The following is a 23,257-nucleotide window of genomic DNA, read 5'->3' on the forward strand; positions in this document are numbered from 1 at the left end:
TCGCTGTCCACCTGCATGCTGCGGGTGTTGATGTTGGCCGAGCCGTGGGTGGTGAGTACGTCGTTGACGATCATCAGCTTGGAGTGAATGTACACCGGCACCCAGGGCTTGCCGGCCGGCGAATCGGGGGCCACCAGGGAGCAGATGTGGACCTTCAGGCCAGGGCGTGGCTCGGGGATCAGGTCTTCGTCTTCAATCTCTTTGATCTGCCGATCCAACGCCTCTTGCCACTTGGCCAGCTCCTGTTTGCCATGCCAGTCATTGCCACCATCGGGCCTGGGCTTGGGTGGCATGTCCTTTTCGGCTTTCTTGATACGCAACTGCTTGGTGACCACAGGAATGGTGTCGGCCCGACCGAGGCTTTCCAGCATGCGCTGGGTGTTGACGGTGCCTTTGCCGATGCCTTCGTCCGTGACATTGGTGACCACGAACAGGTGCAGGCTGCCGTGTTGCCCTGGGTCGCGGCCTTCGCGGGTCTGGTCCTGCGCGGCCTGTTTGATGGCTTCGGCCAGGGGCGGCCAACGGAAGTACTGGTTCTCGATGTAGATGAACTGGGTGGCGTTGTTGATGGCCTTCAGGTAACCCGCCTGGATATCGCGAATCCCACCCTGTTCCTGGGCCTGGGTGCGCAGCAGTTGGGCCATCAGTGCAGTGCCGCATTCCGCGCGCGGTTGCAGCTGCACGGCCACCTCTTCGGCGTTGCGTGAGCGCAACAGGTCTTCGCCGGTTTCCTTGGCCCAGGCGGTGGCGAAGTTGTGGTGCAGGTCCCTGAGGATCCGGCCGGTGATCTGGCAGGAAATGTCCTGGCGCGGCAAGGCACCGCGAGGGCCGCGATTGGGGGCGTGGGTCTTCGCATCGGGTCGCTTGGGATCCGGCCGGCAGAGGGCCGAGTGGTGGTCGGTGTCCCAGTACTCGTCAAGCATGTTGTGGCCCATGACGAAGCCGATGGCCCGCTCCGGCAATTCGAAGTCGACCAGCACGGACTTCTGGTGGTGGGTCACCGTGTGACGCATGGTGAAGGCAGAGCGTTTGGCCAGCTCCGGGTCGAGGCGCTTGAGCTTGAGCTGGTGGGCGATTTCCGCACGCTCGGACAGGCTGAAGTCACGGCTGACGAACAGCGGAATATGGGCATCCGCCAAGCCGGCGGCCTTGTTATCGGCGACCGCGTATTGCTTGAACCACTGCCGGTCGTAGGCGTACTGCTCATCGCTGGAGGTCTGCCCTGCCCGGTCGGCGAGGCCGCCCTTACCGGGCAAGTTGGCTTCACCCACCACCCCAGCTGCATTGAGCGGCATCTCCCACCCCAGGATGCGTACCTGCACGCCTTGCCGGGCCTTCTCTTCCAGCAGGACGCCGATGCAGCGGTCGTCACTGCCGTCGCGGATGAAGTGCATCGAAGGCTGGAAGCCCCAGCAGATGATGTCGACCGAGCGCTCGGCATTGGCGATGGCCTGGTGCACCGCACGAAAGGCCTCCTCGCCATTGATCAGGGGCTTGTAGCTGGCCGGCCAGGGCCGGTACTCGGTATCGCAGACGAACCAGGGCGCGCTGCAGACGGCTTCGTGGGTGTGCTGGAGGGCGATGGGCACGACGATTTCGGGGTGCCTGGCGTTGGCGGGTCTCATGGGGCACATCCTTTCTGGCCCAGGTGTTTGGCGAGCAGCTCGGCGTACCCGCGGCGATGTTCGGTAGGCACTTCGTCATTGAAACTACTGATCACCCCGTGCCGGCGCCGCACTGACCGGGCCGGCGGCACGCGCGTGCGAGCTAAGAACGTCGGTGTGGGTAGCGGGAGGAAACTGACGCTGGCCGTCTTACCCCGGAAGACGAGCACGTCAAGCAGCGCATCACGGTTGCAAACGCGGGGCTTGTGGCGGCGGCGGTCGAAGATGGGGTGGAGTTCGTCAAGCATGCGGAGATACTTCCCTGCGTAAATACAGAACGCAGGAGACTGCCGCGAGCCGTCGTAGAACCGCTATCAGGCCAGTTCAGAATGAACACTGGAAAAAGAGCTTCTTCGTGCAGGGAGACGGGTAAACGCAGGAAAGGCGTTTCCGACGGACGTCTGAAAGCGGTGGGCAGGGATGCGCGCCAACCAATAGAACGCCCACCCCCTTCATCGGGGCCCAGGCTTTCCACCCGGACAGGGCAGCAAGCAACCTAACGGTGCATTCATTCGCGAATGAGCTCGCCACCCCAGAAAAACACCTACACCGCCCCCACCGCCTGCAGCACGCTGGCACCGGTGAACAGGAACAGCACCTGCTCCTCCGCCTCCGCGCGGATCGCCTCGCGGCGCTCCGGTTCGCCGATGTAGTCCAGGGACATCTGGAACAGGTTGCGACTGACCAGGCGCGAGACACGCCGCACCACAGGCTCCGCCACCAATGCCGGCAGCAACCTGTATTCGCGGACGTCGTCGGCCATATCAGTGGCGAAGTCTTCCATCACCTCACGCAAGGCTTCCCGCAGCACCGGGGAAGCGCCGTGGAGTTCGCGCACGCCGATGACGAAAGCCTCGGTATTGTCGTCCACGAAATCGAAGAACAACTGCACCGTCTCATGACAGACCCGGCGGCCACGGCCGAGGTCGATGCCCAACAGTTTCGGCATCACCCCGCCATCGCCCTGCACGGCACGGGCCGCCGCCTCGCGACGCAGGTCGCGCAGGGGCTGGCGCAGCTGGGTGGCAATACTGCGGATGATGGCCAGGCCAAGGTCGTCCACATCCTTGAAGTGGCGGTAGAAGGTATTGGGATTCAGGCCGGCCTCCCGCGCCAATTCCCGCAGGCCCAAATTTGCCAGGCTGCGGCTCTGGGAACCCAGGCGCAGTGCCGCCTCCATGAGCAGGCGTTTGCCGGGGGCGTCGGTAGCACGTTCTGGCGACTGGAGCGCGTCGCCGGTGACGGAATTCATCTCTGGCCCTACCTAAGGTTGGTTGTGACGGCGTTGGATTGCCGGCGAGTATACATCTGTCTACTTTGGTATACAGCTGTATATGCCGCAATTAATAAGAACAGGAGCACGGCCCATGTCTGCGTCAGCCTCACCCCGCCCCGCTAACCGCCATTGCAAGGTCGCCATCATAGGTTCGGGCTTCTCCGGCCTGGGCATGGCGATCCGCCTGAAGCAGAAGGGCGAGAACGATTTCCTCATGTTCGAGAAGGAGCCAGGCATCGGCGGCACCTGGCGGGTGAACAACTACCCGGGTTGCGGCTGCGATGTGCAATCGCACCTCTACTCTTTCTCCTTCGAGCCGAACCCGAACTGGACGCGGATGTTCGCCAAGCAAGGGGAAATCAAAACCTACCTGGAAGGCTGCTGGGAGAAGTACCGGTTGCAGGACAAGACCCTGCTCAACACCGAAATCACCCGCCTGGCCTGGAACGACGTGGACGAGTTATGGCAGATCGAAGACGCCGCCGGTAACCACTACAGCGCGCAGTTCGTGGTCTCCGGCATGGGCGCCCTGTCCACCCCATCGATTCCGGCCCTGAACGGCCTGGAGAACTTTCAGGGCGCAAGCTTCCACTCCCAGCAGTGGAATCACGACTATGACCTCACCGGCAAGCGCGTCGCGGTGGTCGGTACCGGCGCCTCCAGCATCCAGTTCGTCCCACAGATCCAGAAGCAGGTCGCCCAGCTCGACCTCTACCAGCGCACCGCGCCTTGGATCATGCCCAAGCCCGACCGCGCTATCAGCGAGGGCGAGCGCTCCCGTTTCAAGCGTTTCCCCTTGCTGCAGAAACTCTGGCGCGGCGCCATCTACGCCGTTCTCGAAAGCCGTGTAGTGGGCTTCGCCCTGACGCCGAAAGTCATGAAGCTCGCCGAGTTGGTCGCCAAGGGCTACATCAAGCGCAAGATCAAGGACCCAGTGCTGCGCGCCAAGGTCACCCCGGACTACACCATGGGCTGCAAGCGGGTGCTGATCTCCAACGACTACTACCCGGCCCTGACCCAGCCCAACGTCGACGTGATCACCGACGGCATCCGCGAAATCCGCGCGAGCAGCATCGTCACCGCCGACGGTCAGGAGCGCGAGATCGACGCCATCATCTTCGGCACCGGTTTCACCCCCAGCGATCCGCTGCCGCGTGGCGTGGTCTTCGGCCGCAATGGCGTCGACCTGCTGGACACCTGGCCGAACGGCCCTGAGGCCTACAAGGGCACCCTGACCGCCGGCTTCCCCAACCTGTTCTTCCTCATGGGCCCGAACACCGGGCTTGGCCACAACTCGATGGTCTACATGATCGAATCACAGATCCACTACGTGCTCGGCGCCCTCGACCTGCTCGACGCCCGTCGCCTGCGCAGCCTGGAGGTCAAGCGCGACGTGCAGGACAAATTCAACGGCAAGCTCCAGGGCAGCCTCGGCAACACCGTGTGGAACGCCGGAGGCTGCATCAGCTGGTACCTGCACCCGGTAAGCGGGCGCAACTGCACCGTCTGGCCCGGCTTCACCTGGCGCTTCCGTTTGCTGACCCGCAATTTCGACCCGGCGGCCTACCACTTCAGCCGCAGCGTGCCGGCGCACGCTGCCCAGGGCTCGCTGCAGATGTCCAACCAGGAGGTGCCCGCATGAAGTCCTTCGAAAACAAAGTCGCCGCTGTCACCGGTGCCGGTTCCGGCATCGGCCGCGCCCTCGCCTGCGCCCTGGCTCGCCAGGGCTGCCACCTGGCGCTGGCCGACGTCAACACCGACGGCTTGGCAGAAACCGCTGCGCTGGCACGCAAGTTGGGCGTTCAGGTCACCGAGACCCGCGTCGACGTCGCCGACCGCGACGCCGTGCATGCCTGGGCCGAGCAGGTGGTGCTGGACCATGGCCGCGTCAACCTGATCTTCAACAACGCCGGCGTCGCCCACGCCGGCACGGTGGAGGGCAGCGACTACTCGGAATACGAGTGGATCATGAACATCAACTTCTGGGGCGTGGTGTACGGCACCAAGGCCTTCCTGCCGCACCTGAAAGCCAGTGGCGAGGGGCATGTAGTGAACGTTTCCAGCGTGTTCGGCCTGTTCGCCCAGCCCGGCATGAGCGCCTACAACGCCACCAAGTTCGCCGTGCGCGGATTCACCGAGTCCCTGCGCCAGGAACTGGACATGGAAAACAGCGGTGTGTCCGCCTGTTGCGTGCATCCAGGCGGCATCAAGACCAACATCGCCAAGACCGCGCGCATGAACGACAGCCTGGCCAAGGTCACCGGCCAGGAAGCCAGCCGCGCCCGCCAGCAGTTCAACGATCAGCTGCTGCGCACCACCCCGGACAAGGCTGCCGAGGTGATCCTGCGCGGCGTGCTCAAGGACAACCGGCGCATCCTCATCGGTGCCGATGCCTGGGCCCTGGACGGCATGCAACGCCTGCTGCCGACTCTCTACCAGCGCCTGGTCACCACCTCCATGCGCCTGGCCGCGAAGTTCGCGCCCAAGCCGAGGGCGGTAGAGGTATCCAAGGCGGCCGATTGATCGGGACTGCCGCGCAGACCCTGGCGATTGAACTCGCCACTACAGCCTGTAGGGGCAAGTTCAATCGTTCGGAAACCCGAACGATATTCGGGGCGCATATTCGGAACCCCGGACAAGGCGTAATTACCGTTAGCCAACTAACAACATTAAATCCTTTAATTTCAATAATTTACCTATCAATCAAAGGCACCATACAGCTGGCACGCATTCTGCGAATACAGATCCCCGACGGACGCGAACTCCTACTCGCGCCGATAAGAACAAACAACATCGAGGACTGTCGTTCATGCGTATGCTCCCCAAGGTTCTGGCCACCGCTATCGCAGCAACCCTGATCAGTGCTCCGGCCTTTGCCGCCGAGCTGACCGGTACCCTGAAGAAGATCAAGGAGACCGGCACCATTACCCTCGGTCACCGTGACGCTTCCATTCCCTTCTCCTACCTCGGCACCGAGCCAGGCAAGCCCATCGGCTACTCCCATGACATCCAGCTGAAAGTGGTCGAGGCCATCAAGCAGGAACTGGGCATGCCGGAGCTGAAGGTCCGCTACAACCTGGTGACCTCCCAGACCCGTATCCCGCTGGTGCAGAACGGCACCGTGGACCTGGAGTGCGGCTCCACCACCAACAACCTCGAGCGCCAGAAGCAGGTCGGTTTCTCGGTAGGCATCTTCGAAGTGGGCACCCGCCTGCTGTCGAAGAAATCCGCTGGCATCAATGAATTCGACGCCCTGAAAGGCAAGAACGTGGTGACCACCGCCGGCACCACCTCCGAGCGCCTGATCAAGTCCATGAACGCCGAGAAGCAGATGGGTATGAACATCATCTCGGCCAAGGACCACGGCGAGTCCTTCCTGATGCTGGAATCCGGCCGCGCAGTGGCCTTCATGATGGACGACGCCCTGCTCTACGGCGAAATGGCCAAGGCCAAGAAGCCCGATGACTGGGTCGTGACCGGCACCCCGCAGTCCTTCGAAATCTACGGCTGCATGGTTCGCAAGGGGGACGAGCCCTTCAAGAAAGTGGTCGACAAAGCCATTGCCGACACCTTCGCCTCTGGCGAAATCAACGGCATCTATGAAAAGTGGTTCACCCAGCCGATCCCGCCGAAGGGCCTGAACCTGAACTTCCCCATGAGCGACGAGCTGAAGAAGCTCGTGGCCAACCCCACCGACAAGTCAGCCGAAGAAATCTGACGCCTTGCGCCCCTCTCCCTCCGGGAGAGGGGTTGGGGATGAGGGTGTTGGAGGCCGCGCGCAGTCGGGCTTCCCTCACCCCAGCCCTCTCCCAGAGGGAGAGGGGGCTGTCCAGAGTCGGTGGAAAACTCGCCGCTCACTTTTCAGCCTCCCCCCTTCTACTGCCCTCAACCGCAGACAGATCGACCTGATAGGGGACAACCCTGATGAATTACAACTGGGACTGGGGCGTGTTCTTCAAGTCCACCGGGATCGGCAGCGAAATCTACCTGGACTGGTTCGTCACCGGCCTGGGCTGGACCATCGCCATCGCCCTGGCGGGCTGGATCATCGCCTTGCTGCTGGGCTCCTTGCTCGGCGTGATGCGCACCGTACCGAACCGCTGGGTATCCGGCATCGCTACCTTCTACGTGGAAGTCTTCCGCAACGTGCCGCTGCTGGTGCAGCTGTTCCTCTGGTACTTCCTGGTGCCGGACCTCTTGCCCGAGCCGCTGGAAATCTGGTTCAAGCAGGACCTCAACCCAGCCACCTCGGCCTATCTCAGCGTGGTGGTCTGCCTCGGCCTGTTCACCGCCGCACGCGTTTGCGAGCAAGTGCGCACCGGTATCCAGGCATTGCCCAAGGGCCAGCTCGGCGCCGCCCGCGCCATGGGCTTCCGCCTGCCGCAGATCTACCGCTACGTGCTGCTGCCCCAGGCCTTCCGCATCATCATTCCGCCGCTCACCAGCGAGTTCCTCAACATCTTCAAGAACTCCTCGGTGGCATCTCTGATCGGCCTGATGGAACTGCTGGCGCAGACCAAGCAGACCGCCGAGTTCTCCGCGAACCTGTTCGAAGCCTTCACCCTGGCCACCCTGATCTACTTCACCCTGAACATGAGCCTGATGCTGATCATGCGCACGGTGGAACGGAAAGTGGCGGTGCCCGGCCTGATCTCCGTAGGGGGTAAATGATGGATTTCAGCGCAATCATCCCCGCCCTGCCGGGTCTGGCCGACGGCCTGCTGATGACCCTCAAGCTGATGCTGCTGAGTGTGTTCGGTGGCGTCGCCCTGGGTACGGTACTGGCCCTCATGCGCCTGTCGCACAACCCGATGCTGTCGAAAGTGGCCGGGCTGTACGTCAACTACTTCCGCTCCATCCCGCTGCTGCTGGTGATCACCTGGTTCTACTTCGCGGTGCCCTTCCTGCTGCGGGCGATCACCGGCGAAGACACTCCGGTAGGCGCGTTCACCTCGTGCCTGGTCGCCTTCATGATGTTCGAGGCGGCGTACTTCTGCGAAATCGTCCGCGCTGGCATCCAGGCCATCCCCAAGGGCCAGATGGGAGCGGCACAGGCGCTGGGCATGACCTACGGCCAGTGCATGCGACTGATCATCCTGCCCCAGGCCTTCCGCAAGATGACCCCGCTGCTGCTGCAGCAGAGCATCATCCTGTTCCAGGACACCTCGCTGGTTTACACCGTGGGCCTGATGGACTTCCTCAACGCCGCCCGCTCCCGCGGCGACATCATCGGCCAGCCCCATGAGTTCCTCATCTTCGCTGGCCTCGTGTACTTCAGCGTCAGCTTCATCGCTTCCCAGCTGGTCAAACTCCTGCAGAAAAGGTTAGCCGTATGATTTCCATCAAGAACGTCAACAAGTGGTATGGGGACTTCCAGGTGCTGACCGACTGCAGCACCGAAGTGAAGAAGGGTGAAGTCGTGGTGGTGTGCGGCCCGTCCGGCTCGGGCAAATCCACCCTGATCAAGTGCGTGAACGCCCTGGAGCCCTTCCAGAAGGGCGACATCGTGGTCGACGGCACCTCCATCGCCGACAAGGCCACCAACCTGCCCAAGCTGCGCTCCCGCGTCGGCATGGTGTTCCAGCACTTCGAGCTGTTCCCGCACCTGTCCATCACCGAGAACCTGACCATCGCCCAGACCAAAGTGCTCGGCCGTGGCAAGGACGAGGCCATGGACAAGGGCCTGAAGCTGCTCGACCGCGTCGGCCTCAAGGCCCATGCCCACAAGCACCCCGGCCAGCTCTCCGGTGGCCAGCAGCAGCGCGTCGCCATTGCCCGCGCCCTGGCCATGGACCCGGTGGTAATGCTGTTCGACGAGCCCACTTCGGCACTGGACCCGGAAATGGTCAACGAAGTGCTCGACGTGATGGTCGAGCTGGCCCAGGAAGGCATGACCATGATGTGCGTGACCCACGAGATGGGCTTCGCCCGCAAGGTCGCGGACCGCGTGATCTTCATGGATCGCGGGCAGATCGTCGAAGACTGCGCCAAAACCGAGTTCTTCGGGGACGTCAACGCCCGCTCCGACCGCGCCCAGCAGTTCCTCGCGAAGATCCTCCAGCACTGATGCACCTGTAGGAGCGAGCTTGCTCGCGAATGGCCCCGAGCACTTCGCCAGCAAGCTGGCTCCTACGGCCCCACTCCACCATTCGGCACCCGCACGTGGTGCCGACTGGAACGGCCCGGATGTCTATGATGCAATGCCCTACCGCCAGCCTCCGCGCCGTACCGCCCGCATTGACCGTGAAACCGCGCCTGCTTCGCCACTCCTTGCTATTCCTGCTGCTGCTCCTGTGCATGCTGGGCTTCGGCTACGTCGGCTATCACCTCAGTGAGGAGTCGGGCATCCGTCATCTGCGGGAAAACGGCGAGCGCCAGCTGGAGCTCCACGCCCGCGCCGTGGAAAGCGAGATCAACCGCTACACCTACCTGCCCAGCCTGCTGGAGCTGGAGTCCAGCGTCAGCCACCTGCTGCTCAACCCCACGCCCTATCGGCGCAATCTGGTCAACGATTACCTCGAAGGCCTGAATCGCAGAAGCGGCGCCCGCGCCATCTACCTGCTGGACACCAGCGGCCGCGTCCTGGCCACCAGCAACTGGCGCGACAGCGACAGTTACCTGGGCGAGGACCTGTCCTTCCGCGCCTATTTCGAGGAAGCCATACACGGCCGCCCCGGCCGCTTCTACGGTATTGGCAGCACCACCGGCGAGGCCGGTTACTACCTGGCCCACGGCCTGCGCTACCAGGGCCGGATCATTGGCGTCGCCGTGGTCAAGGTAAAGCTCGAAGCCCTGCAGGAGCGTTGGGAAAAGGCCCGCCTGCAAGCCTTCGTCAGCGACGAGAACGGCATCATCATCCTTTCCAGCGACCCGGCCCTGCGCATGAAGGCCGTGCGCCCGCTTTCGGCCGAAGACAAGGAGCGCCTGGCGCGCAGCCTGCAGTACTACTGGTGGGCGCTGAATGAATGGGAACCACGCACCCGCCAGGTGCTGGGCGAGGGCCTGGAAGCCATCAGCTTCGCCGCCAGCGGCCCCCAGGGCGAGGCGGAGGGAGAAATCGCCTACCTGGCCCAGACCCGCACCCTCAACGACACGCCCTGGCACTTCACCCTGCTTTCCCCACTGGCCGACTTGCGCCGCGAAGCGGTGATCCAGGGCATGCTCGCCGCCGTCGGCTTCGCCCTGCTGGCCTTCCTGCTCATCGCCTGGAACGAGCGGCGCAAGGTCATCGCGACCCGTCTGGCCGCTCGTGAAGCATTGCTGGCGGCCAACAACGAACTGGAACGCAAGATCGCCGAACGCACCCAGGACCTGCGCGCCAGCAACAGCCGGCTGCTAGCGGAGATCCGCGAACGCAAACAGACCGAAGACAACCTGCGCAAAGCGCAGGACGGACTGGTCCAGGCCGGAAAACTGGCGGTGATCGGGCAGATGTCCACCAGCATCGCCCACGAGCTCAACCAGCCGCTCGCCGCCCTGCGCACCCTCTCCGGCAACACCGTGCGCTTCCTGGCGCGCGGCGCCCTGGACACCGCCAGCACCAACCTGGCGGCGATCAACGAACTGGTCGACCGCATGGGCCGAATCACTGCCAGCCTGCGCGCCTTTGCACGGCGCTCCGACGACCACGGCCAGGCACGCCTGGGCAAGGCGGTGGATGCCGCACTGTTCCTCCTGCAATCCCGCCTGGAGCGCACGCCGCTGACCCTGCACCGGGACTTTGCCGACGAGTTGCTCGCCATCGACCAGACCCGCCTGGAACAGATCCTGGTCAACCTCATCGCCAACGCCCTGGATGCAATGAGCGGCCAATCCGATTGTCAACTCTGGCTCAGCGGCCAGATCGATGGCGGCAAATACCGGATTCAGGTGCGCGACAACGGCCCCGGCATCGACCCGGCCAACCGCGTGCACCTGTTCGAGCCGTTCTTCACCACCAAGCCCGGCGAGCACGGCCTGGGCCTCGGCCTGACCCTCTCCGCCAGCCTCGCCACCGCCGCTGGCGGCAGCCTGGCGGCGCACCACCCGGATACCGGCGGCACTGCCTTCGAGCTCTGCCTGCCACGCATGGAAAGCCCTGAAGGATCCCCCGCGAGCCCCGCCCCATGACCGAGCCGCTCAGCGTTCTCATCGTCGAAGACGACCCCCACGTACTGATGGGTTGCCAGCAGGCCCTGGCCCTGGAGGACATTCCCAGCATCGGCGTCAGCAGCGCCGAGCAAGCCCTGCAGAAAATCGGCGAGGACTTCGCCGGCATCGTCATCAGCGACATCCGCCTGCCCGGCATGGATGGCCTGACCCTGCTCGAACGCCTGAAGAGTCGCGACCGCAGCCTGCCAGTGGTCCTCATTACCGGCCATGGCGACATCTCCATGGCGGTGCAAGCGATGCGTGACGGCGCCTACGACTTCATGGAGAAGCCTTTCTCCCCCGAGCGCCTGGTGGACGTCGCGCGCCGCGCCCTGGAGCAACGCGCCCTGGCCCGGGAAGTGACGAACCTGCGTCGCCAGTTGGCCGGCCGGCACGCCCTGGAGCAACGCATCATCGGCCGCTCGTCGGCCATCCAGGCCCTGCGCGAACTGATCGCCAATGTTGCCGACACTTCGGCCAATGTGCTGATCGAAGGCGAAACCGGTACCGGCAAGGAGCTGGTCGCCCGCTGCCTGCACGACTACAGCCGGCGCCAGACCAAACAGTTCGTCGCCCTCAACTGCGGCGGCCTGCCGGAAAACCTCTTCGACAGCGAAATCTTCGGCCACGAAGCCCACGCCTTCACCGGCGCCGGCAAGCGCCGCATCGGCAAGATCGAGCACGCCCACCAGGGCACCCTGTTCCTCGACGAGATCGAGAGCATGCCGATCAACCTGCAGATCAAGTTCCTCCGCGTGCTGCAGGAACAGACCCTGGAGCGCCTGGGTTCCAACCAGTCGATCCCGGTGGACTGCCGCGTCATCGCCGCTACCAAGTTCGACCTGGACGAGGAAGGCAAGGCTGGGCGCTTCCGTAGCGACCTCTATTACCGACTGAACGTGGTTACCCTGGAACTGCCGCCACTGCGTGATCGCCGCGAAGACATCCTGCTGCTGTTCGAGCACTTCCTGCAGCTCTCTTCCCTGCGATTCGATCGCGCTGTCCCCGAGCTGGACAACGCCACCGTTTCGGCGTTGATGGCCCACGACTGGCCGGGCAACGTGCGCGAGCTGCGCAACGTCGCCGAACGCTTTGCCCTCGGGCTACCAGTATTCAAGAAGAGCAGCCAGACCCCGGACGGCAACGATCCCCGCTTTGCAGAAGCGGTGGAAGCCTTCGAGAAATCCCTGCTCAGCGCCGCCCTCGAACGCCATGGTGGCAACCTCAGCCAGGCCTGCATTGCCTTGGGCATGGCCAAGACCACACTGTTCGACAAGGTGAAGAAGTACGGGCTTTGATCGAGCCCCCCGGGGGCGGGCTGAACCTTGTGGGGGCGAATTCATTCGCTAAGGGCAGCACAGCTGCCCCCACCAGATCCCGAATGGCAGACCTGCGGTCTGCGTAGCGATTGAAATCGCCCCCACAGAAAAGCGACTCCCGCCTCCCCATGGTCTAAAACCACCAGACCACCCCACACGAACCACCACCATGTCCCTCCTGCACCGCGCCATCCATGCCAGGGCCGGTGAACTGGCCCCGGCCCTGGCCGCCTTCGCCCTGCTGCTGTGCCTGTTCGGCGGCTACTTCATGCTGCGGCCGGTGCGCGAAACCATGGGCATTGCCGGCGGTGTCGAGAACCTGCAATGGCTGTTCAGCGCCACCTTCGTCGTCATGCTGCTGGCGGTGCCGGCCTATGGCTGGTTGAACGCACGGGTACCGCGACGGCTGTTCCTCGACTGCGTCTACCTGTTCTTCGCCAGCAACCTGCTGGGCTTCGCCTGGCTCCTGTGGCGCACGCCGGACCCGCTGTGGGTGGCGCGGGCCTTCTATGTCTGGCTGTCGGTCTACAACCTGTTCGTGGTGTCGCTGGCCTGGAGCCTGCTGGCGGATGTGTTCGATCGGCGCCAGTCCAAACGCCTCTTCCCCTCCATCGCCGCCGGAGCCAGCCTGGGCGGGTTGCTCGGTCCTGTACTGGGCGGACTGCTGGTTGGGCCACTGGGCACGGCAGGGCTGCTGGCCTTGGCCGCCCTGCTCCTGCTGCCGACCCTGGCCCTGCGCCGCTTCCTGATGACCTGGCGCGGTATCGGTGGGGCAGGAAGGCCCGGCGCAGAAAGCGAACCACCGGAGCGCCCGGTGCCCGGCAATCCCTTCTCTGGTATCAGCCTGGTGCTGGGCTCTCCCTATTTGCTGGGTATTTGCGCCTTCGTCCTGCTGCTGTCCTGCACCAGCACGTTCCTCTACTTCGAGCAGGCACGGCTGGTGGCAGCGCTGTTCCCGGACAGTCGACAGCAGGTCCGCGTATTCGCCCTGATCGACTTCAGCGTGCAGTCGCTATCCCTGATCTGCCAGCTCTTCGTCGCCGGGCGCGTGGCCCAGCGATTCGGCGTTGGCGCCCTGTTGGCAGTGGTGCCGCTGCTGGTCGCCCTGGGCTTTCTGGCCCTGGCGTTGCAGCCGCAATTCGCCGTGTTGGCCGGGGTGATGGTGCTGCGTCGCGTGGGCGAGTACGCCTTCATTCGGCCGGGGCGGGAAATGCTCTTCGTACCGCTCGGCGCCCAGCAGAAGTACCGGGCGAAGAACTTCATCGACACCGTGGTCTATCGCGGAGGCGACGCCCTCAGCGCCTGGCTCAACACGCTGCTCATCGGCATCGGCCTTGCTGCCGCCACGGTGGCGCTGGTTGGCGCAGGCGTAGCCGTGGTCTGGTCCGTACTGGGCTGGCGCCTGGGCGTGCGGCACGAGCACACTGAATCCTCGGCAAGCCCACAGGAGGCCAAGCCATGAGAACCGGTATCACCCGCGCCGAATTCCTCCGCCTCAGTGCGGGTACGGCACTTCTGGCCATGAGCCCATTCAGCCTCAGCGCCGACTTGGAGCCGCATCCATTACACCGTCGCGCCATCCCTTCCAGCGGCGAACAGTTGCCAGTGATCGGCGTCGGCACCTACCGGGGCTTCGACATCTCCCATGATGCCAGCGAGGCCTGGGCCGACTGTCGCAAGGTACTGGAAGCGCTCTTCGCGGCCGGCGGCTCGGTGATCGACAGCTCGCCCATGTACGGCCAGGCGGAAGAAGTGATCGGCGGCTTGCTGAACGAGCTGAAGGCCCATGAGCATGCCTTCGTCGCCACCAAGGTCTGGACCCAGGGGCGTCAGGGCGGCGTGAAGCAGATGCAACATTCCATGCGCCTGCTGCAGCGCCAGCGCATCGACCTCATGCAGGTACACAACCTGGTGGACTGGAAGGAGCACCTCACAACGCTGCGGCAATGGAAAGAGGAAGGCCGAATCCGCTACCTGGGCGTCACTCACTACACCTCCAGCGCTTACGGCGAACTGGAAAAGGTGCTGCGCGCCGAGAAGCTGGACTTCCTGCAGGTCAACTACGCCCTCAACGACCGCGACGCCGAAGCGCGCATCCTGCCCCTGGCGCAGGAGCGCGGCGTGGCGGTGCTGGTCAATCGCCCTTTCGGCGGCGGCAACCTGCTGCGCAATCTCTTGCAGCAACCACTCCCGGAATGGGCTGCCGACTACGACTGCACCAGTTGGCCGCAACTCTTGCTGAAGTTCTGCCTGAGCCACCCGGCGGTAACCTGCGTGATCCCCGGAACGGGCAACCCCCGCCACATGCTGGACAATCTCCAGGCCGGACGGGGGAAAGAGCCCGACCAGGCGCTACGGGACAGGCTGATTCAGCTCCCGTAGGGTCCACGTGCGTTTGTAGGATGGGTAGAGCCTGCGAAACCCATCGATCACGGTCCGCATGGATTTCGCCCATCCCATCCAATTACGGAAGCCTTTCTCGCCCGTCCTCAGGCCGAGAAGCCTCCGTCGATCATCAGATTGGCGCCAGTGATGTACCCCGCCTCCGGGCCGGCCAGGTAGGCCACGAAGCTGGCAATCTCCTCGGCCTGGCCATAGCGCGGCAGGGCCATGATCTGCTTGAGGGATTCGGCGAACTCGCCCTGATCGGGGTTCATCTCGGTGTCCACCGGGCCCGGTTGCACGTTGTTGACCGTGATGCCACGCGGCCCCAGGTCACGGGCCAGGCCCTTGGTGAAGCCGGCCACCGCCGCCTTGCTCAGGGCGTACACCGAGCCGCCGGCAAATGGCATGCGCTCGGCATTGGTGCTGCCGATGGTAATGATGCGACCGCCCTCGCCCATCACACGGGCGGCTTCCTGGCTGGCGATCACCACACTGCGGACGTTGACGTCCAGGGTACGGTCCAGGTCATCGATGCTGAACTCTTCGATGGGCGCCACGGCCAGCACGCCCGCATTGTTCACCAGGATGTCGAGGCGGCCGTAGGTTTCCACCGTGTGGCGGATGGCAGCGCGGATGGCCTGCTCGTCGCGGCTGTCCGCCTTGATGGCGATGGCGCGGCCACCAGCGGCTTCGATGGCCTGGACCACTTCAAGTGCGCTGCTGGCGGATGCAACGTAGGTCAGGGCGACGGCGGCGCCTTCCTTTGCCAGGCGCTTGGCAGTCGCGGCACCGATGCCGCGGGAACCGCCCTGGATGAATGCGACTTTGCCTTCGAGGGGTTTTTGGGTGCTCATTGAGGATCTCCTGGAACTAGGGGGTGTGGTTGAGTACGGCCCCAGTATTGAGCGCCGATTCACAACCGATAAGCCGGCAATCGCTATATTCAGTCGATACCAATGGTTTATGGAGAGCCCATGGAAACCCTCAGCAGCATCGAGTGCTTCGTGCGCGCCGCCGAGGCTGGCAGCTTTGCCGAGGCCGCGCGGCGCCTGGGCTTGACCCCCGCTGCGGTGGGCAAGAATGTGGCTCGGCTGGAGTCCAACCTTGGCGTTCGGCTGTTTCTGCGCAGCACCCGGCGCCTGACCCTGACCGAGGCCGGCGAGCGCTTTCTGGCGGAAGTGAGTGGTGGACTGGCGAGCATCCAGGGGGCGGTGGCGAACCTCGCCAGCAGCCAGGGCCAGCCGGCAGGCACGCTCAAGGTAAGCATGGGCGTCGCTTTTGGCCGCGATTACATCCTGCCGCACCTCGCCGACTTTCTCGCCCGCTACCCAGCCATCGTCCCCGACTGGCAGTTCGACAATCGCCCCGTGGACCTGATCGGTGAAGGCTTCGATGCCGCCATCGGCGGCGGCTTCGAGCTGCCTCCCGGGGTGATCGCCCGCCAGTTGGGGCCGGCCCACCGCGTACTACTTGCGTCCAAGGATTACCTGGCACGCAGCCCGGCCATCGAATCACCGGAAGACCTGGCCCGGCACGACGGCATCCTCATCCGCTCGCCCCAGACCGGGCGAGTGCGCAGCTGGCCGTTGCGTACCCGCGACGACCGCCAGGCGACGTTCGAACTGAAACTACGCATGGCCATGACCGACCCGGATGCCGCCTGCCATGCGGCCATTCAAGGGCTGGGCGTCACCCTGGTCAGCACGGTACACGCCCTGCCCCACCTCAAGCGCGGCGCGTTGGAACGCGTACTGCCGGATTGGTATGTGGACACTGGTAGCCTGTCCCTCTACTTCAGCGCGCAGAAGTTGCTGCCAGCCAAGACCCGCGTGTTCATCGATTTCATCGTCGAGCGTTTCCGCCAGCAGAAGCTGGCGGAACAGTTCAACGCCAACTGGCGGCCCTGAGCACGGCTTGGCACGGTCCACGCGAAGGGTGGAAGTCGCTCTTCACTTCCACCCGCGCGCCACACCGGGGCCCGACGCTGATGGGTATCGCTTCGCTCTACCAGATCCTACGAATAGGTCCGGGCCTCAGAGGTGCTCGCTGCGGGCGGCCACATGCAGGTTGCGCCCGGCGCCGAGGCCGAATGCGGTAGCCGCCAGGCTGATGACGACGAAGATGATCCCGACCGCGCTCCAGCCGTGGGTCAGGTCATGCACCACCCCCACCATTAGCGGCCCCATTGCAGCCAGGGTGTAACCCACGCCCTGGGCCATGCCGGATAGGTTGGCCGCCACGTGGGCATCCCGCGAGCGCAGCACGATCAGCGCCAGGGCGATGCTGAAAGTGCCGCCCTGCCCCAGGCCCAGCACCACCGCCCAGCCCCAGATGCCAGTGAGCGGCGCATAGAGCATGCCCAGCAAGCCGGCCAGGGTAAGGCCCATCACCAGCACCACCGCCAGGCGCTGGTCGCGGCCACGGGTAGCCAGCCAGGGGGCGCCAAGGGCGCTGATCAACTGCGTCATCACCGAGCCTGACAGCACCAGCCCTGCCTCCACCGCGGAAAGTCCCCGGTCGGTCAGGATCGACGGCAGCCAGCCAAAGACGATGTAGGCCAGGGACGATTGCAGGCCCATGTAGAGCGTCACTTGCCAGGCCAGCGGGTCGCGCCACAGGCCCGTCACCTTGTAGGCCTGGCGATGGGCGAGTTGGCCCTGGCGCGCTTGGGGCAGCCAGATCAGCGCGGCGAGGATCGCCGGCAGCGCCCAGAAGGCCAGCGCCGGTTGCCAGGCGTGGTCCAGCAGCTCGGCCAGCGGCACCGTGGCGCCCGCAGCCAGCGCCGCGCCCAGGCACAGGGCCATGGTGTAGACCCCGGTCATCAGCCCGGCGATATGCGGGAAATCACGCTTGACGATCCCCGGCAGCAGCACGCCGATAATGCCGATGCTCGCCCCCGCCACCAGGCTGCCGAAGAACAGCCCGGCGACCGGGAACAGGCTGCGCAACACGATGCCGCCAGCCAGGGTGAGAAGGATCAGCAGCACCGTACGCTCGCTGCCCAGGCGTCGCGCCAGCAGGGGCGCCAGTGGCGCAAACAGGCCGAGGCAGAGCACCGGCAAGGTGGTCAGGAGGCCGGCACCGGTGGCTGACAGGCCGGTGGCCTCGCGCACCATGTTCAGCATTGGCGCCAGGCTCGACAGCGCTGGGCGCAGGTTCAGCGCCACCATCACCAGCCCCGCCAACAGCAGCCAGGTACTGCCGTGCAGTGCATGGGGTTGGGTTTCGTCGTCGGCTTCGGCGTCGATGAGCAGCTCTTCCGGCGGGCAAACCGGCTTGGCGTCATCCAGGGGATTCGGGGCATTCATTCAAGGCAGTTCCAGAAAGGGGACGAGGTCAGATCAGCAACGCGCGGTTCGCCGCAGCGGCGGCATTCGCGTCTTGTCGTTCGATGGCGTCCCGCAGCACAGGGTGCAGATGAAGGGCCCACCGGTATGCTCTGGGAGGTGAAGTCGAAAAGGTTAGCTCCCTAAGTAATTCACTGCAACCGCCATACTTGCGAGTAACGAAATAGTCATTATCGGTGGGGATGATTTTTCCCCCTCCCCGGCCATTGGTAGCCTGCGCGCTCTGAACCACACACCGCTCGGGGCCACCCCATGAAACACGCACACATCCTTGCGCTGGCCGCAATAGCACTGATCCTCAGCGGATGCGCCAGCCAACCCGAACCCGAGCAACGCCCCTACACCGATGCCGAGGTGAAGCAGTTCGCCCTGGAAATGCTCAGCCGCGCCGGCCTGCCCTACGACGACTACGAGAAGGTGCGCCAAGCCCTCAACCAGCCGAAGGTGCCCGCGGCCGGAAAAGACCTGCCGAAGCAATTGCCGCGCAAAGGTTGAAGTCTCTACTCGAGCCTGACAGGGCTCACTGTGGGGGCCAATTCATTCGCCAAGCAGGCCTGCCGCCTGCCTTAGGTTGAGCAGAGGAACGAAGCCCAACGCGTGGACGTGACCGTAAACGTTGGGCTTCGCGGAGCTCAGCCGCAACCTACGATTGCAAGCCCCTACCGAGCGCTCTTGCGCCACACACTCGCCAACCATGGCTGCTGCTCACGCGGCAGGCCTGCTGGCCGGTAGTAGTGCTCCACGGCTTCGAAGCCGGCCGCTTCCAGCAGGGCTTTCCAGCTTTCGTAGTCGTGCCAGGCGCCGTAGCGGCTGCCGTTCCAGCCTTCGTCGTTCTGCCCGCGCGGGTTGGAGCTGAAGAGCACGCCGCCGGGTTTCAGGGTGGCGTGCAGTTGGCGCAGGACGCGGGGCAGTTCCTGGCGCGGGACATGAAACAGGCTGGCGTTGGCGAAGATGCCGTCGAAGCGGCTGGCAGGCAGGTCGAGGGCGAGGAAGTCCTGGTGCCAGACTTCGCAACCGGAGTCAGCACGCGCCATGGCAACGAAGCTTTCCGCGCCGTCCAGGCCGACGGCGCAATGGCCCAGACGGGTGAAGGTTTGCAGGTCGCGGCCGGGACCACAGCCGAAGTCGAGGATGGTGAACGGCGCGCGTCCCCGGATATGCCGCAGCATCGCCTCGATGTTCTGGCTCACGTCGTGGTCGCGAGTGCCTTCGCGGAAGCCTTCGGCGTTGCGGTTGTAGTCGTCGAGGGTAATGGCGGTGATGCTGGCGAGGTCTTCGGGCTTCAGGGGCATGGGCGACTCGGGACGGGATAGTGCAGGAAAGTAATTCTACTCCCTGGCCGGCAGCAACTATGCCGGGAGCAGCCTATCGTTCTGGATACGCCTTTCCAGCAAGGAGCCAGACATGGCCGTCTCCGGCAAGAAAATGAGCCTGACCGCACTCACCACCCTGGTGGCGGTGAACATGATGGGCTCCGGCATCATCATGCTGCCCTCCAGCATGGCCCAGTTGGGAGCGATCTCCCTGCTGTCCTGGATCATCACGGCGATAGGCTCCATGGCCATCGCTTACTGCTTCGCCCAGTGCGGCATATTTTGCGCCCGTTCAGGCGGGATGTCGGCGTACACGGAGGAAGCCCACGGCAAGTCGGCCTTCTTCCTCTGTTCCTACCTGTACTTCCTCTCGCTGGCCATCGGCAACGTGGCCATCGCCATTTCTGCCGTGGGTTACCTGACACCCTTCTTCCCCTGGCTGGGTTCCGGTGCAATCCCACTGTTCATCGGCGCCGTGGGGCTGATCTGGCTGACCACCCTGGCCAACTTCGGCGGACCGAAAATCACCGGTCATATCGGATCGATCACGGTCTGGGGGGTGATCATCCCGGTGGCGGGGCTGTCAGTGATCGGCTGGTTCTGGTTCGACCCGGATATCTTCAGGGCGGCCTGGAACCCCAACGGCATCGCCACCAACGACGCCATCACCCAGAGCATTCCGCTGACCCTCTGGGCCTTCCTCGGCATGGAGTCCGCGGCGCAGAACTCCGATGCCGTGGAGAACCCCAAGCGCAATGTGCCGCTGGCCTGCCTGATGGGCACGCTGGGCGCGGCGGTGGTCTACGTGCTCTCCACCTCGGTGATCATGGGCATCGTGCCCAACCCCGAACTGGCCAACTCCAGCGCTCCCTTCGCCTTCGTCTACGCGAAGATGTTCAACCCGCTGGTGGGTGACCTGATCATGGGCCTGGCGGTGATGGCCTGCGTCGGCTCGCTACTGGGTTGGCAATTCACCCTGGCGCAGACCGCCAAGGTCACCGCCGACCAGAAAATGTTTCCGACGCTGTTTGCCAAGGTCACGCTGCTGGGCGCCCCTGTCGCCGGGCTGATCGCCAATGCCGTTCTGCAGAGCGGCATGGCGATCTCGACCATCTCGCCCAATGCCTCGGAGCAGTTCGGCAAGCTGGTCAACCTGGCGGCCGTGACCAACATCATTCCCTACATCACCTCGCTTTCGGCGCTGCTGGTCATCATGCAGAAGGCCGGCGTGACGGGTTTCCCGCACCACCGCAACGTAGTGGTGCTGCTCATCGCGATGGCCTACAGCTTCTATGCGCTCTACGCCTCGGGGACGGAAGCGGTGTTCGGCGGCATGATCGTCACCGCCGTGGGCTACCTGATGTTCGGCTACATCGCCGACCGCTTCCTGGAAGAGCGCGCCGCGCGGGCTCGCGCCCTCGGTCTGGAGGATAAGGCATGAACCGGAAAGCAACGCTTTGGCTGCCCCTGATAGTGACGCTGTTGCTACCGTCACTGGCCCCGGCCCAGACCCTGGACCGCATCCGCGCCAGCGGCACCCTCACCCTCGGCTACTTGCCGGACCAGCCGCCGTTCTCCTCGGACGAGGGAGAAGGCGCTTCCGGCTACGCCATCGACCTGTGCCAGAAAGTCGCCGAGCAACTGCGTACCCTTCCTGGCTTGGCCACACTCAAGGTGCGCTTCGTACCCCTGGCGCCGGACAAGGCCCTGGACGTCGTGCAGGAAACCGGTGTGGACCTGCTCTGCAGCCCTATGGTGGAAACGTTGAAGCGTCGGCAGAACCTGGCCTTCTCGCTGCCGGTGTACACCGCGGGCATCGGCGTGGTGCTGCGCAAGAACGCCCCGCTGTCGCTGGTCAGAGTGCTCAATGGCGAGGTGGAACAAACCGGCCCCACCTGGCGTGCCACCCTCAATCGTGGTCTTGCGGCCCACCGCTTCGCGGTGCAGGGCGGGACGCTGGTGGAAGAGTGGGCGCGGGAGAGGCTGCGTCTACTGAAGGTGCAGATCACCCTGGAGACCGTGACCAGTCCGGCCGAGGGCGTGGAGCATGTGGCCAGCGGCAAGGTGGACGCATTCTTCTCCAACCAGATGATCCTGCGCAGCCTGGTGGCACGGGACACGGCCAACACCAACCTGATGGTGCTGGACCGCCGCTTCGAGTTCGAGCCGGTATCCATGGCCATGGCCCGTGGCGACGAGGACTTTCGCCTGCAAGTGGATACGGCGCTGAGCCAGCTCTATCGCTCCGGTGACATCGTACCGCTCTATACCCGCTACTTCGGCGCCCCGAGCGAGCTGGACCAGACACTCTTCAAGGTGTATTCGCGCCGCTGAATTCGACAGCAAGAGTCGGGATGCGGGCGATATCCTGCCCGCATACTCTCTGCCCTGACCGAACAGCAAGCGGATAGCGCCATGAAGCCCACTGCCAGGAACGCCATCGAACAGGACCCTCGCTGGGCCGCCGTGCAGGCCCGCGACCCGGCCGCCGACCGGCAATTCGTCTATGCGGTGAAAACCACCGGCATCTACTGTCGCCCCAGCAGCCCCACCCGCCTGCCGCGTCCGGAGAATGTGGAATTCTTCGACAGCGCGGAAGCGGCCGAAGCCGCTGGCTACCGTCCCAGTCGCCGTGCCGCTGCCGACATGACCAGCGTTGCCGCGCAGCACGCGGCGCTGGTGTCGGCCGCCTGCCGGCAGATCGAAAGCGCCGAGGAAGCGCCAGGGCTGGAGGCCTTGGCCGAGTCGGTGGGCATGAGCGCCTCGCACTTCCACCGGGTATTCAAGGCAGTCACCGGCGTCACGCCCAAGGCCTATGCCCGCGCTCGCCGCGCGCGCAAGGTGCGCGACCAGTTGGGCGCTGGCACCTCGGTGACCGAGGTGATCTACGACGCCGGCTTCAACTCCAACAGCCGCTTCTACGCCGACTCCGCCCAGGTGCTGGGCATGAAGCCCGCCGACTACCGTGCCGGCGGCGTCAACAATGAAATCCGCTTCGCGCTGGGCGAATGTTCCCTCGGTTCCTTCCTGGTCGCGCAAAGCGGCGTTGGCGTATGCGCCATTCTACTCGGCGATGACCCGGACGCCCTGCTGCGTGACCTGCAGGACAAGTTTCCCCGCGCCCGACTGATCGGGGGCGACAGCGACTTCGAGCAACTGGTGGCCAAAGTCATTGGCTTCATCGAAGCGCCGCAACTGGGCCTGGACCTGCCGCTGGATGTACGCGGCACGGCCTTTCAGGAACGGGTCTGGCAGGCGCTGCGGGAAATTCCGCCTGGCAGCACCGCCAGCTATGCGGAGATTGCCGAGCGCATCGGCTCGCCGCGCGCCGTGCGTGCAGTGGCCCAGGCCTGCGCGGCCAACAGCATCGCCGTGGCCATCCCGTGCCACCGAGTGGTACGCAGCGACGGCAACCTCTCCGGCTACCGCTGGGGTGTGGAGCGCAAGCGCCGTCTGCTGGAGCGCGAGGCCGAAGGGTGAAAGGCTGGACCCTGCTCGGGGCGGACGGCAAGCCGTACACCAGCCCGGTGCCCGGCACCCTGGGCGGGCATCGCCAGACGCGAATCTACGGCCGCCTCGACTGCCCCACTGCCCTGCGTGCCATTGCGCGTGGCGGGTATGTATCGGCGCGGGTGTTCTTCCTTGATGCAGCCACGGCACAGGCGGCCGGGTATCGGCCTTGCGCACGGTGCATGAGTGGCGCCTACCGGGAATGGCAGGCCCTGTGGGGGCGAATTCATTCGCCAGGCAGGCCGAAGGTCTGCCCCTCGAACGTCGAAGGGGTCAGCTGCGCTGCCCTTGGCGATTGAAATCGCCCCTACAG

The 23,257-nt window shown here is 64.7% G+C and carries 21 protein-coding genes and 1 pseudogene; 16 read left to right on the plus strand and 6 right to left on the minus strand.

Going from position 1 to position 23,257, the window contains the following annotated elements; all coding sequences use genetic code 11:
• Together E8F20_RS11270 and E8F20_RS11275 are read right to left on the minus strand one after the other, a co-directional pair.
• Positions 1-1,625: phospholipase (locus E8F20_RS11270; protein ID WP_280283794.1), on the minus strand; the 1,625-nt coding region annotated here is incomplete at its 3' end.
• Positions 1,626-2,208: 583 nt separating this feature from the next.
• A complete protein-coding gene (locus E8F20_RS11275) occupies positions 2,209-2,916 on the minus strand; it encodes a TetR family transcriptional regulator (protein WP_280283795.1) in 708 nt (235 codons plus the stop codon).
• A gap of 115 nt (positions 2,917-3,031) precedes the next feature.
• Between E8F20_RS11275 and E8F20_RS11280 the strand changes: the two genes are divergently transcribed.
• The 10 genes from E8F20_RS11280 to E8F20_RS11325 all read left to right on the plus strand — a co-directional run bounded on the left by E8F20_RS11280 (position 3,032) and on the right by E8F20_RS11325 (position 14,771).
• Entirely contained in the window at positions 3,032-4,582 is a 1,551-nt protein-coding gene (locus E8F20_RS11280) for an NAD(P)/FAD-dependent oxidoreductase (protein ID WP_280283796.1), read from the plus strand.
• Positions 4,579-5,463, plus strand: a complete 885-nt coding sequence (locus E8F20_RS11285) for an SDR family NAD(P)-dependent oxidoreductase (protein ID WP_280283797.1) — start codon at positions 4,579-4,581, stop codon at positions 5,461-5,463. The genes E8F20_RS11280 and E8F20_RS11285 overlap by 4 nt, the downstream gene beginning before the upstream one ends.
• A gap of 286 nt (positions 5,464-5,749) precedes the next feature.
• On the plus strand, positions 5,750-6,658 hold the full coding sequence (locus tag E8F20_RS11290) for a glutamate/aspartate ABC transporter substrate-binding protein (RefSeq protein ID WP_280283798.1): 909 nt from the start codon (positions 5,750-5,752) through the stop codon (positions 6,656-6,658).
• Between the two features lie 206 nt (positions 6,659-6,864).
• A complete protein-coding gene (locus E8F20_RS11295) occupies positions 6,865-7,611 on the plus strand; it encodes an amino acid ABC transporter permease (protein ID WP_280283799.1) in 747 nt (248 codons plus the stop codon).
• Positions 7,608-8,276 carry an amino acid ABC transporter permease gene (locus tag E8F20_RS11300; RefSeq protein WP_280283800.1) on the plus strand — a complete coding sequence of 223 codons (669 nt, stop codon included), beginning with the start codon at positions 7,608-7,610 and terminating at the stop codon, positions 8,274-8,276. Before E8F20_RS11295 ends, E8F20_RS11300 begins: the two co-directional genes overlap by 4 nt.
• Complete coding sequence (locus E8F20_RS11305) at positions 8,273-9,007, plus strand: amino acid ABC transporter ATP-binding protein (protein WP_028630926.1); 735 nt, start codon at positions 8,273-8,275, stop codon at positions 9,005-9,007. The genes E8F20_RS11300 and E8F20_RS11305 overlap by 4 nt, the downstream gene beginning before the upstream one ends.
• A 128-nt stretch (positions 9,008-9,135) precedes the next feature.
• Positions 9,136-11,049, plus strand: a complete 1,914-nt coding sequence (locus tag E8F20_RS11310) for a sensor histidine kinase (protein ID WP_280283848.1) — start codon at positions 9,136-9,138, stop codon at positions 11,047-11,049.
• A complete protein-coding gene (locus E8F20_RS11315) occupies positions 11,046-12,368 on the plus strand; it encodes a sigma-54 dependent transcriptional regulator (protein ID WP_280283801.1) in 1,323 nt (440 codons plus the stop codon). Before E8F20_RS11310 ends, E8F20_RS11315 begins: the two co-directional genes overlap by 4 nt.
• A 190-nt stretch (positions 12,369-12,558) precedes the next feature.
• Positions 12,559-13,851 carry an MFS transporter gene (locus E8F20_RS11320; RefSeq protein ID WP_280283802.1) on the plus strand — a complete coding sequence of 431 codons (1,293 nt, stop codon included), beginning with the start codon at positions 12,559-12,561 and terminating at the stop codon, positions 13,849-13,851.
• A complete protein-coding gene (locus tag E8F20_RS11325; RefSeq protein ID WP_280283803.1) occupies positions 13,848-14,771 on the plus strand; it encodes an aldo/keto reductase in 924 nt (307 codons plus the stop codon). Before E8F20_RS11320 ends, E8F20_RS11325 begins: the two co-directional genes overlap by 4 nt.
• A gap of 107 nt (positions 14,772-14,878) precedes the next feature.
• Here the strand turns inward: E8F20_RS11325 and E8F20_RS11330 are convergent, their stop codons facing one another.
• Positions 14,879-15,628, minus strand: a complete 750-nt coding sequence (locus E8F20_RS11330; RefSeq protein WP_280283804.1) for a 3-oxoacyl-ACP reductase family protein — start codon at positions 15,626-15,628, stop codon at positions 14,879-14,881.
• Between the two features lie 120 nt (positions 15,629-15,748).
• On the opposite strand from E8F20_RS11330, the gene E8F20_RS11335 reads away from it, so the two are divergent.
• Positions 15,749-16,681, plus strand: coding sequence for a LysR family transcriptional regulator (locus E8F20_RS11335; RefSeq protein ID WP_280283805.1), 933 nt, complete (start codon positions 15,749-15,751; stop codon positions 16,679-16,681).
• A gap of 126 nt (positions 16,682-16,807) precedes the next feature.
• Here E8F20_RS11335 and E8F20_RS11340 read toward each other — a convergent pair whose 3' ends face one another.
• The gene (locus E8F20_RS11340) at positions 16,808-18,082 is read right to left on the minus strand and encodes a CynX/NimT family MFS transporter (RefSeq protein ID WP_280283806.1); all 1,275 of its coding nucleotides are present in this window, start codon (positions 18,080-18,082) and stop codon (positions 16,808-16,810) included.
• Positions 18,083-18,110: 28 nt separating this feature from the next.
• Positions 18,111-18,191: pseudogene (locus E8F20_RS11345) on the minus strand (GntR family transcriptional regulator); the annotation flags it as partial.
• A gap of 182 nt (positions 18,192-18,373) precedes the next feature.
• Between E8F20_RS11345 and E8F20_RS11350 the strand changes: the two are divergent.
• Positions 18,374-18,616 carry a hypothetical protein gene (locus E8F20_RS11350; RefSeq protein WP_280283807.1) on the plus strand — a complete coding sequence of 81 codons (243 nt, stop codon included), beginning with the start codon at positions 18,374-18,376 and terminating at the stop codon, positions 18,614-18,616.
• Positions 18,617-18,780: 164 nt separating this feature from the next.
• Here the strand turns inward: E8F20_RS11350 and E8F20_RS11355 are convergent, their stop codons facing one another.
• Positions 18,781-19,413 (minus strand): class I SAM-dependent methyltransferase, encoded by a 633-nt coding sequence (locus E8F20_RS11355; protein ID WP_280283808.1) that lies wholly within the window; start codon positions 19,411-19,413, stop codon positions 18,781-18,783.
• A 112-nt stretch (positions 19,414-19,525) separates the two neighbouring features.
• Between E8F20_RS11355 and potE the strand changes: the two genes are divergently transcribed.
• From potE to E8F20_RS11375, 4 genes are all read left to right on the plus strand, one after another.
• Complete coding sequence (potE, locus tag E8F20_RS11360) at positions 19,526-20,875, plus strand: putrescine-ornithine antiporter (RefSeq protein WP_280283809.1); 1,350 nt, start codon at positions 19,526-19,528, stop codon at positions 20,873-20,875.
• Complete coding sequence (locus E8F20_RS11365) at positions 20,872-21,768, plus strand: amino acid ABC transporter substrate-binding protein (protein ID WP_280283810.1); 897 nt, start codon at positions 20,872-20,874, stop codon at positions 21,766-21,768. Before potE ends, E8F20_RS11365 begins: the two co-directional genes overlap by 4 nt.
• 81 nt (positions 21,769-21,849) lie before the next feature.
• Positions 21,850-22,914 (plus strand): bifunctional DNA-binding transcriptional regulator/O6-methylguanine-DNA methyltransferase Ada, encoded by a 1,065-nt coding sequence (gene ada, locus E8F20_RS11370; protein WP_280283811.1) that lies wholly within the window; start codon positions 21,850-21,852, stop codon positions 22,912-22,914.
• Positions 22,911-23,243 (plus strand): Ada metal-binding domain-containing protein, encoded by a 333-nt coding sequence (locus E8F20_RS11375; protein ID WP_280283812.1) that lies wholly within the window; start codon positions 22,911-22,913, stop codon positions 23,241-23,243. The genes ada and E8F20_RS11375 overlap by 4 nt, the downstream gene beginning before the upstream one ends.
• Positions 23,244-23,257: the final 14 nt, after the last annotated feature.

Source organism: Pseudomonas sp. BN415, from assembly GCF_029871195.1.
Taxonomy (GTDB): domain Bacteria; phylum Pseudomonadota; class Gammaproteobacteria; order Pseudomonadales; family Pseudomonadaceae; genus Metapseudomonas; species Metapseudomonas resinovorans.

What these genes read in the sequence shown, in the direction of transcription:
- E8F20_RS11275 (WP_280283795.1), bottom strand. Translation starts at nt 2,916, where the DNA reads ATGAATTCCGTCACCGGCGACGCGCTCCAGTCGCCAGAACGTGCTACC.
- E8F20_RS11280 (WP_280283796.1), top strand. Translation starts at nt 3,032, where the DNA reads ATGTCTGCGTCAGCCTCACCCCGCCCCGCTAACCGCCATTGCAAGGTC.
- E8F20_RS11285 (WP_280283797.1), top strand. Translation starts at nt 4,579, where the DNA reads ATGAAGTCCTTCGAAAACAAAGTCGCCGCTGTCACCGGTGCCGGTTCC.
- E8F20_RS11290 (WP_280283798.1), top strand. Translation starts at nt 5,750, where the DNA reads ATGCGTATGCTCCCCAAGGTTCTGGCCACCGCTATCGCAGCAACCCTG.
- E8F20_RS11295 (WP_280283799.1), top strand. Translation starts at nt 6,865, where the DNA reads ATGAATTACAACTGGGACTGGGGCGTGTTCTTCAAGTCCACCGGGATC.
- E8F20_RS11300 (WP_280283800.1), top strand. Translation starts at nt 7,608, where the DNA reads ATGATGGATTTCAGCGCAATCATCCCCGCCCTGCCGGGTCTGGCCGAC.
- E8F20_RS11305 (WP_028630926.1), top strand. Translation starts at nt 8,273, where the DNA reads ATGATTTCCATCAAGAACGTCAACAAGTGGTATGGGGACTTCCAGGTG.
- E8F20_RS11310 (WP_280283848.1), top strand. Translation starts at nt 9,136, where the DNA reads ATGCAATGCCCTACCGCCAGCCTCCGCGCCGTACCGCCCGCATTGACC.
- E8F20_RS11315 (WP_280283801.1), top strand. Translation starts at nt 11,046, where the DNA reads ATGACCGAGCCGCTCAGCGTTCTCATCGTCGAAGACGACCCCCACGTA.
- E8F20_RS11320 (WP_280283802.1), top strand. Translation starts at nt 12,559, where the DNA reads ATGTCCCTCCTGCACCGCGCCATCCATGCCAGGGCCGGTGAACTGGCC.
- E8F20_RS11325 (WP_280283803.1), top strand. Translation starts at nt 13,848, where the DNA reads ATGAGAACCGGTATCACCCGCGCCGAATTCCTCCGCCTCAGTGCGGGT.
- E8F20_RS11330 (WP_280283804.1), bottom strand. Translation starts at nt 15,628, where the DNA reads ATGAGCACCCAAAAACCCCTCGAAGGCAAAGTCGCATTCATCCAGGGC.
- E8F20_RS11335 (WP_280283805.1), top strand. Translation starts at nt 15,749, where the DNA reads ATGGAAACCCTCAGCAGCATCGAGTGCTTCGTGCGCGCCGCCGAGGCT.
- E8F20_RS11340 (WP_280283806.1), bottom strand. Translation starts at nt 18,082, where the DNA reads ATGAATGCCCCGAATCCCCTGGATGACGCCAAGCCGGTTTGCCCGCCG.
- E8F20_RS11350 (WP_280283807.1), top strand. Translation starts at nt 18,374, where the DNA reads ATGAAACACGCACACATCCTTGCGCTGGCCGCAATAGCACTGATCCTC.
- E8F20_RS11355 (WP_280283808.1), bottom strand. Translation starts at nt 19,413, where the DNA reads ATGCCCCTGAAGCCCGAAGACCTCGCCAGCATCACCGCCATTACCCTC.
- potE (WP_280283809.1), top strand. Translation starts at nt 19,526, where the DNA reads ATGGCCGTCTCCGGCAAGAAAATGAGCCTGACCGCACTCACCACCCTG.
- E8F20_RS11365 (WP_280283810.1), top strand. Translation starts at nt 20,872, where the DNA reads ATGAACCGGAAAGCAACGCTTTGGCTGCCCCTGATAGTGACGCTGTTG.
- ada (WP_280283811.1), top strand. Translation starts at nt 21,850, where the DNA reads ATGAAGCCCACTGCCAGGAACGCCATCGAACAGGACCCTCGCTGGGCC.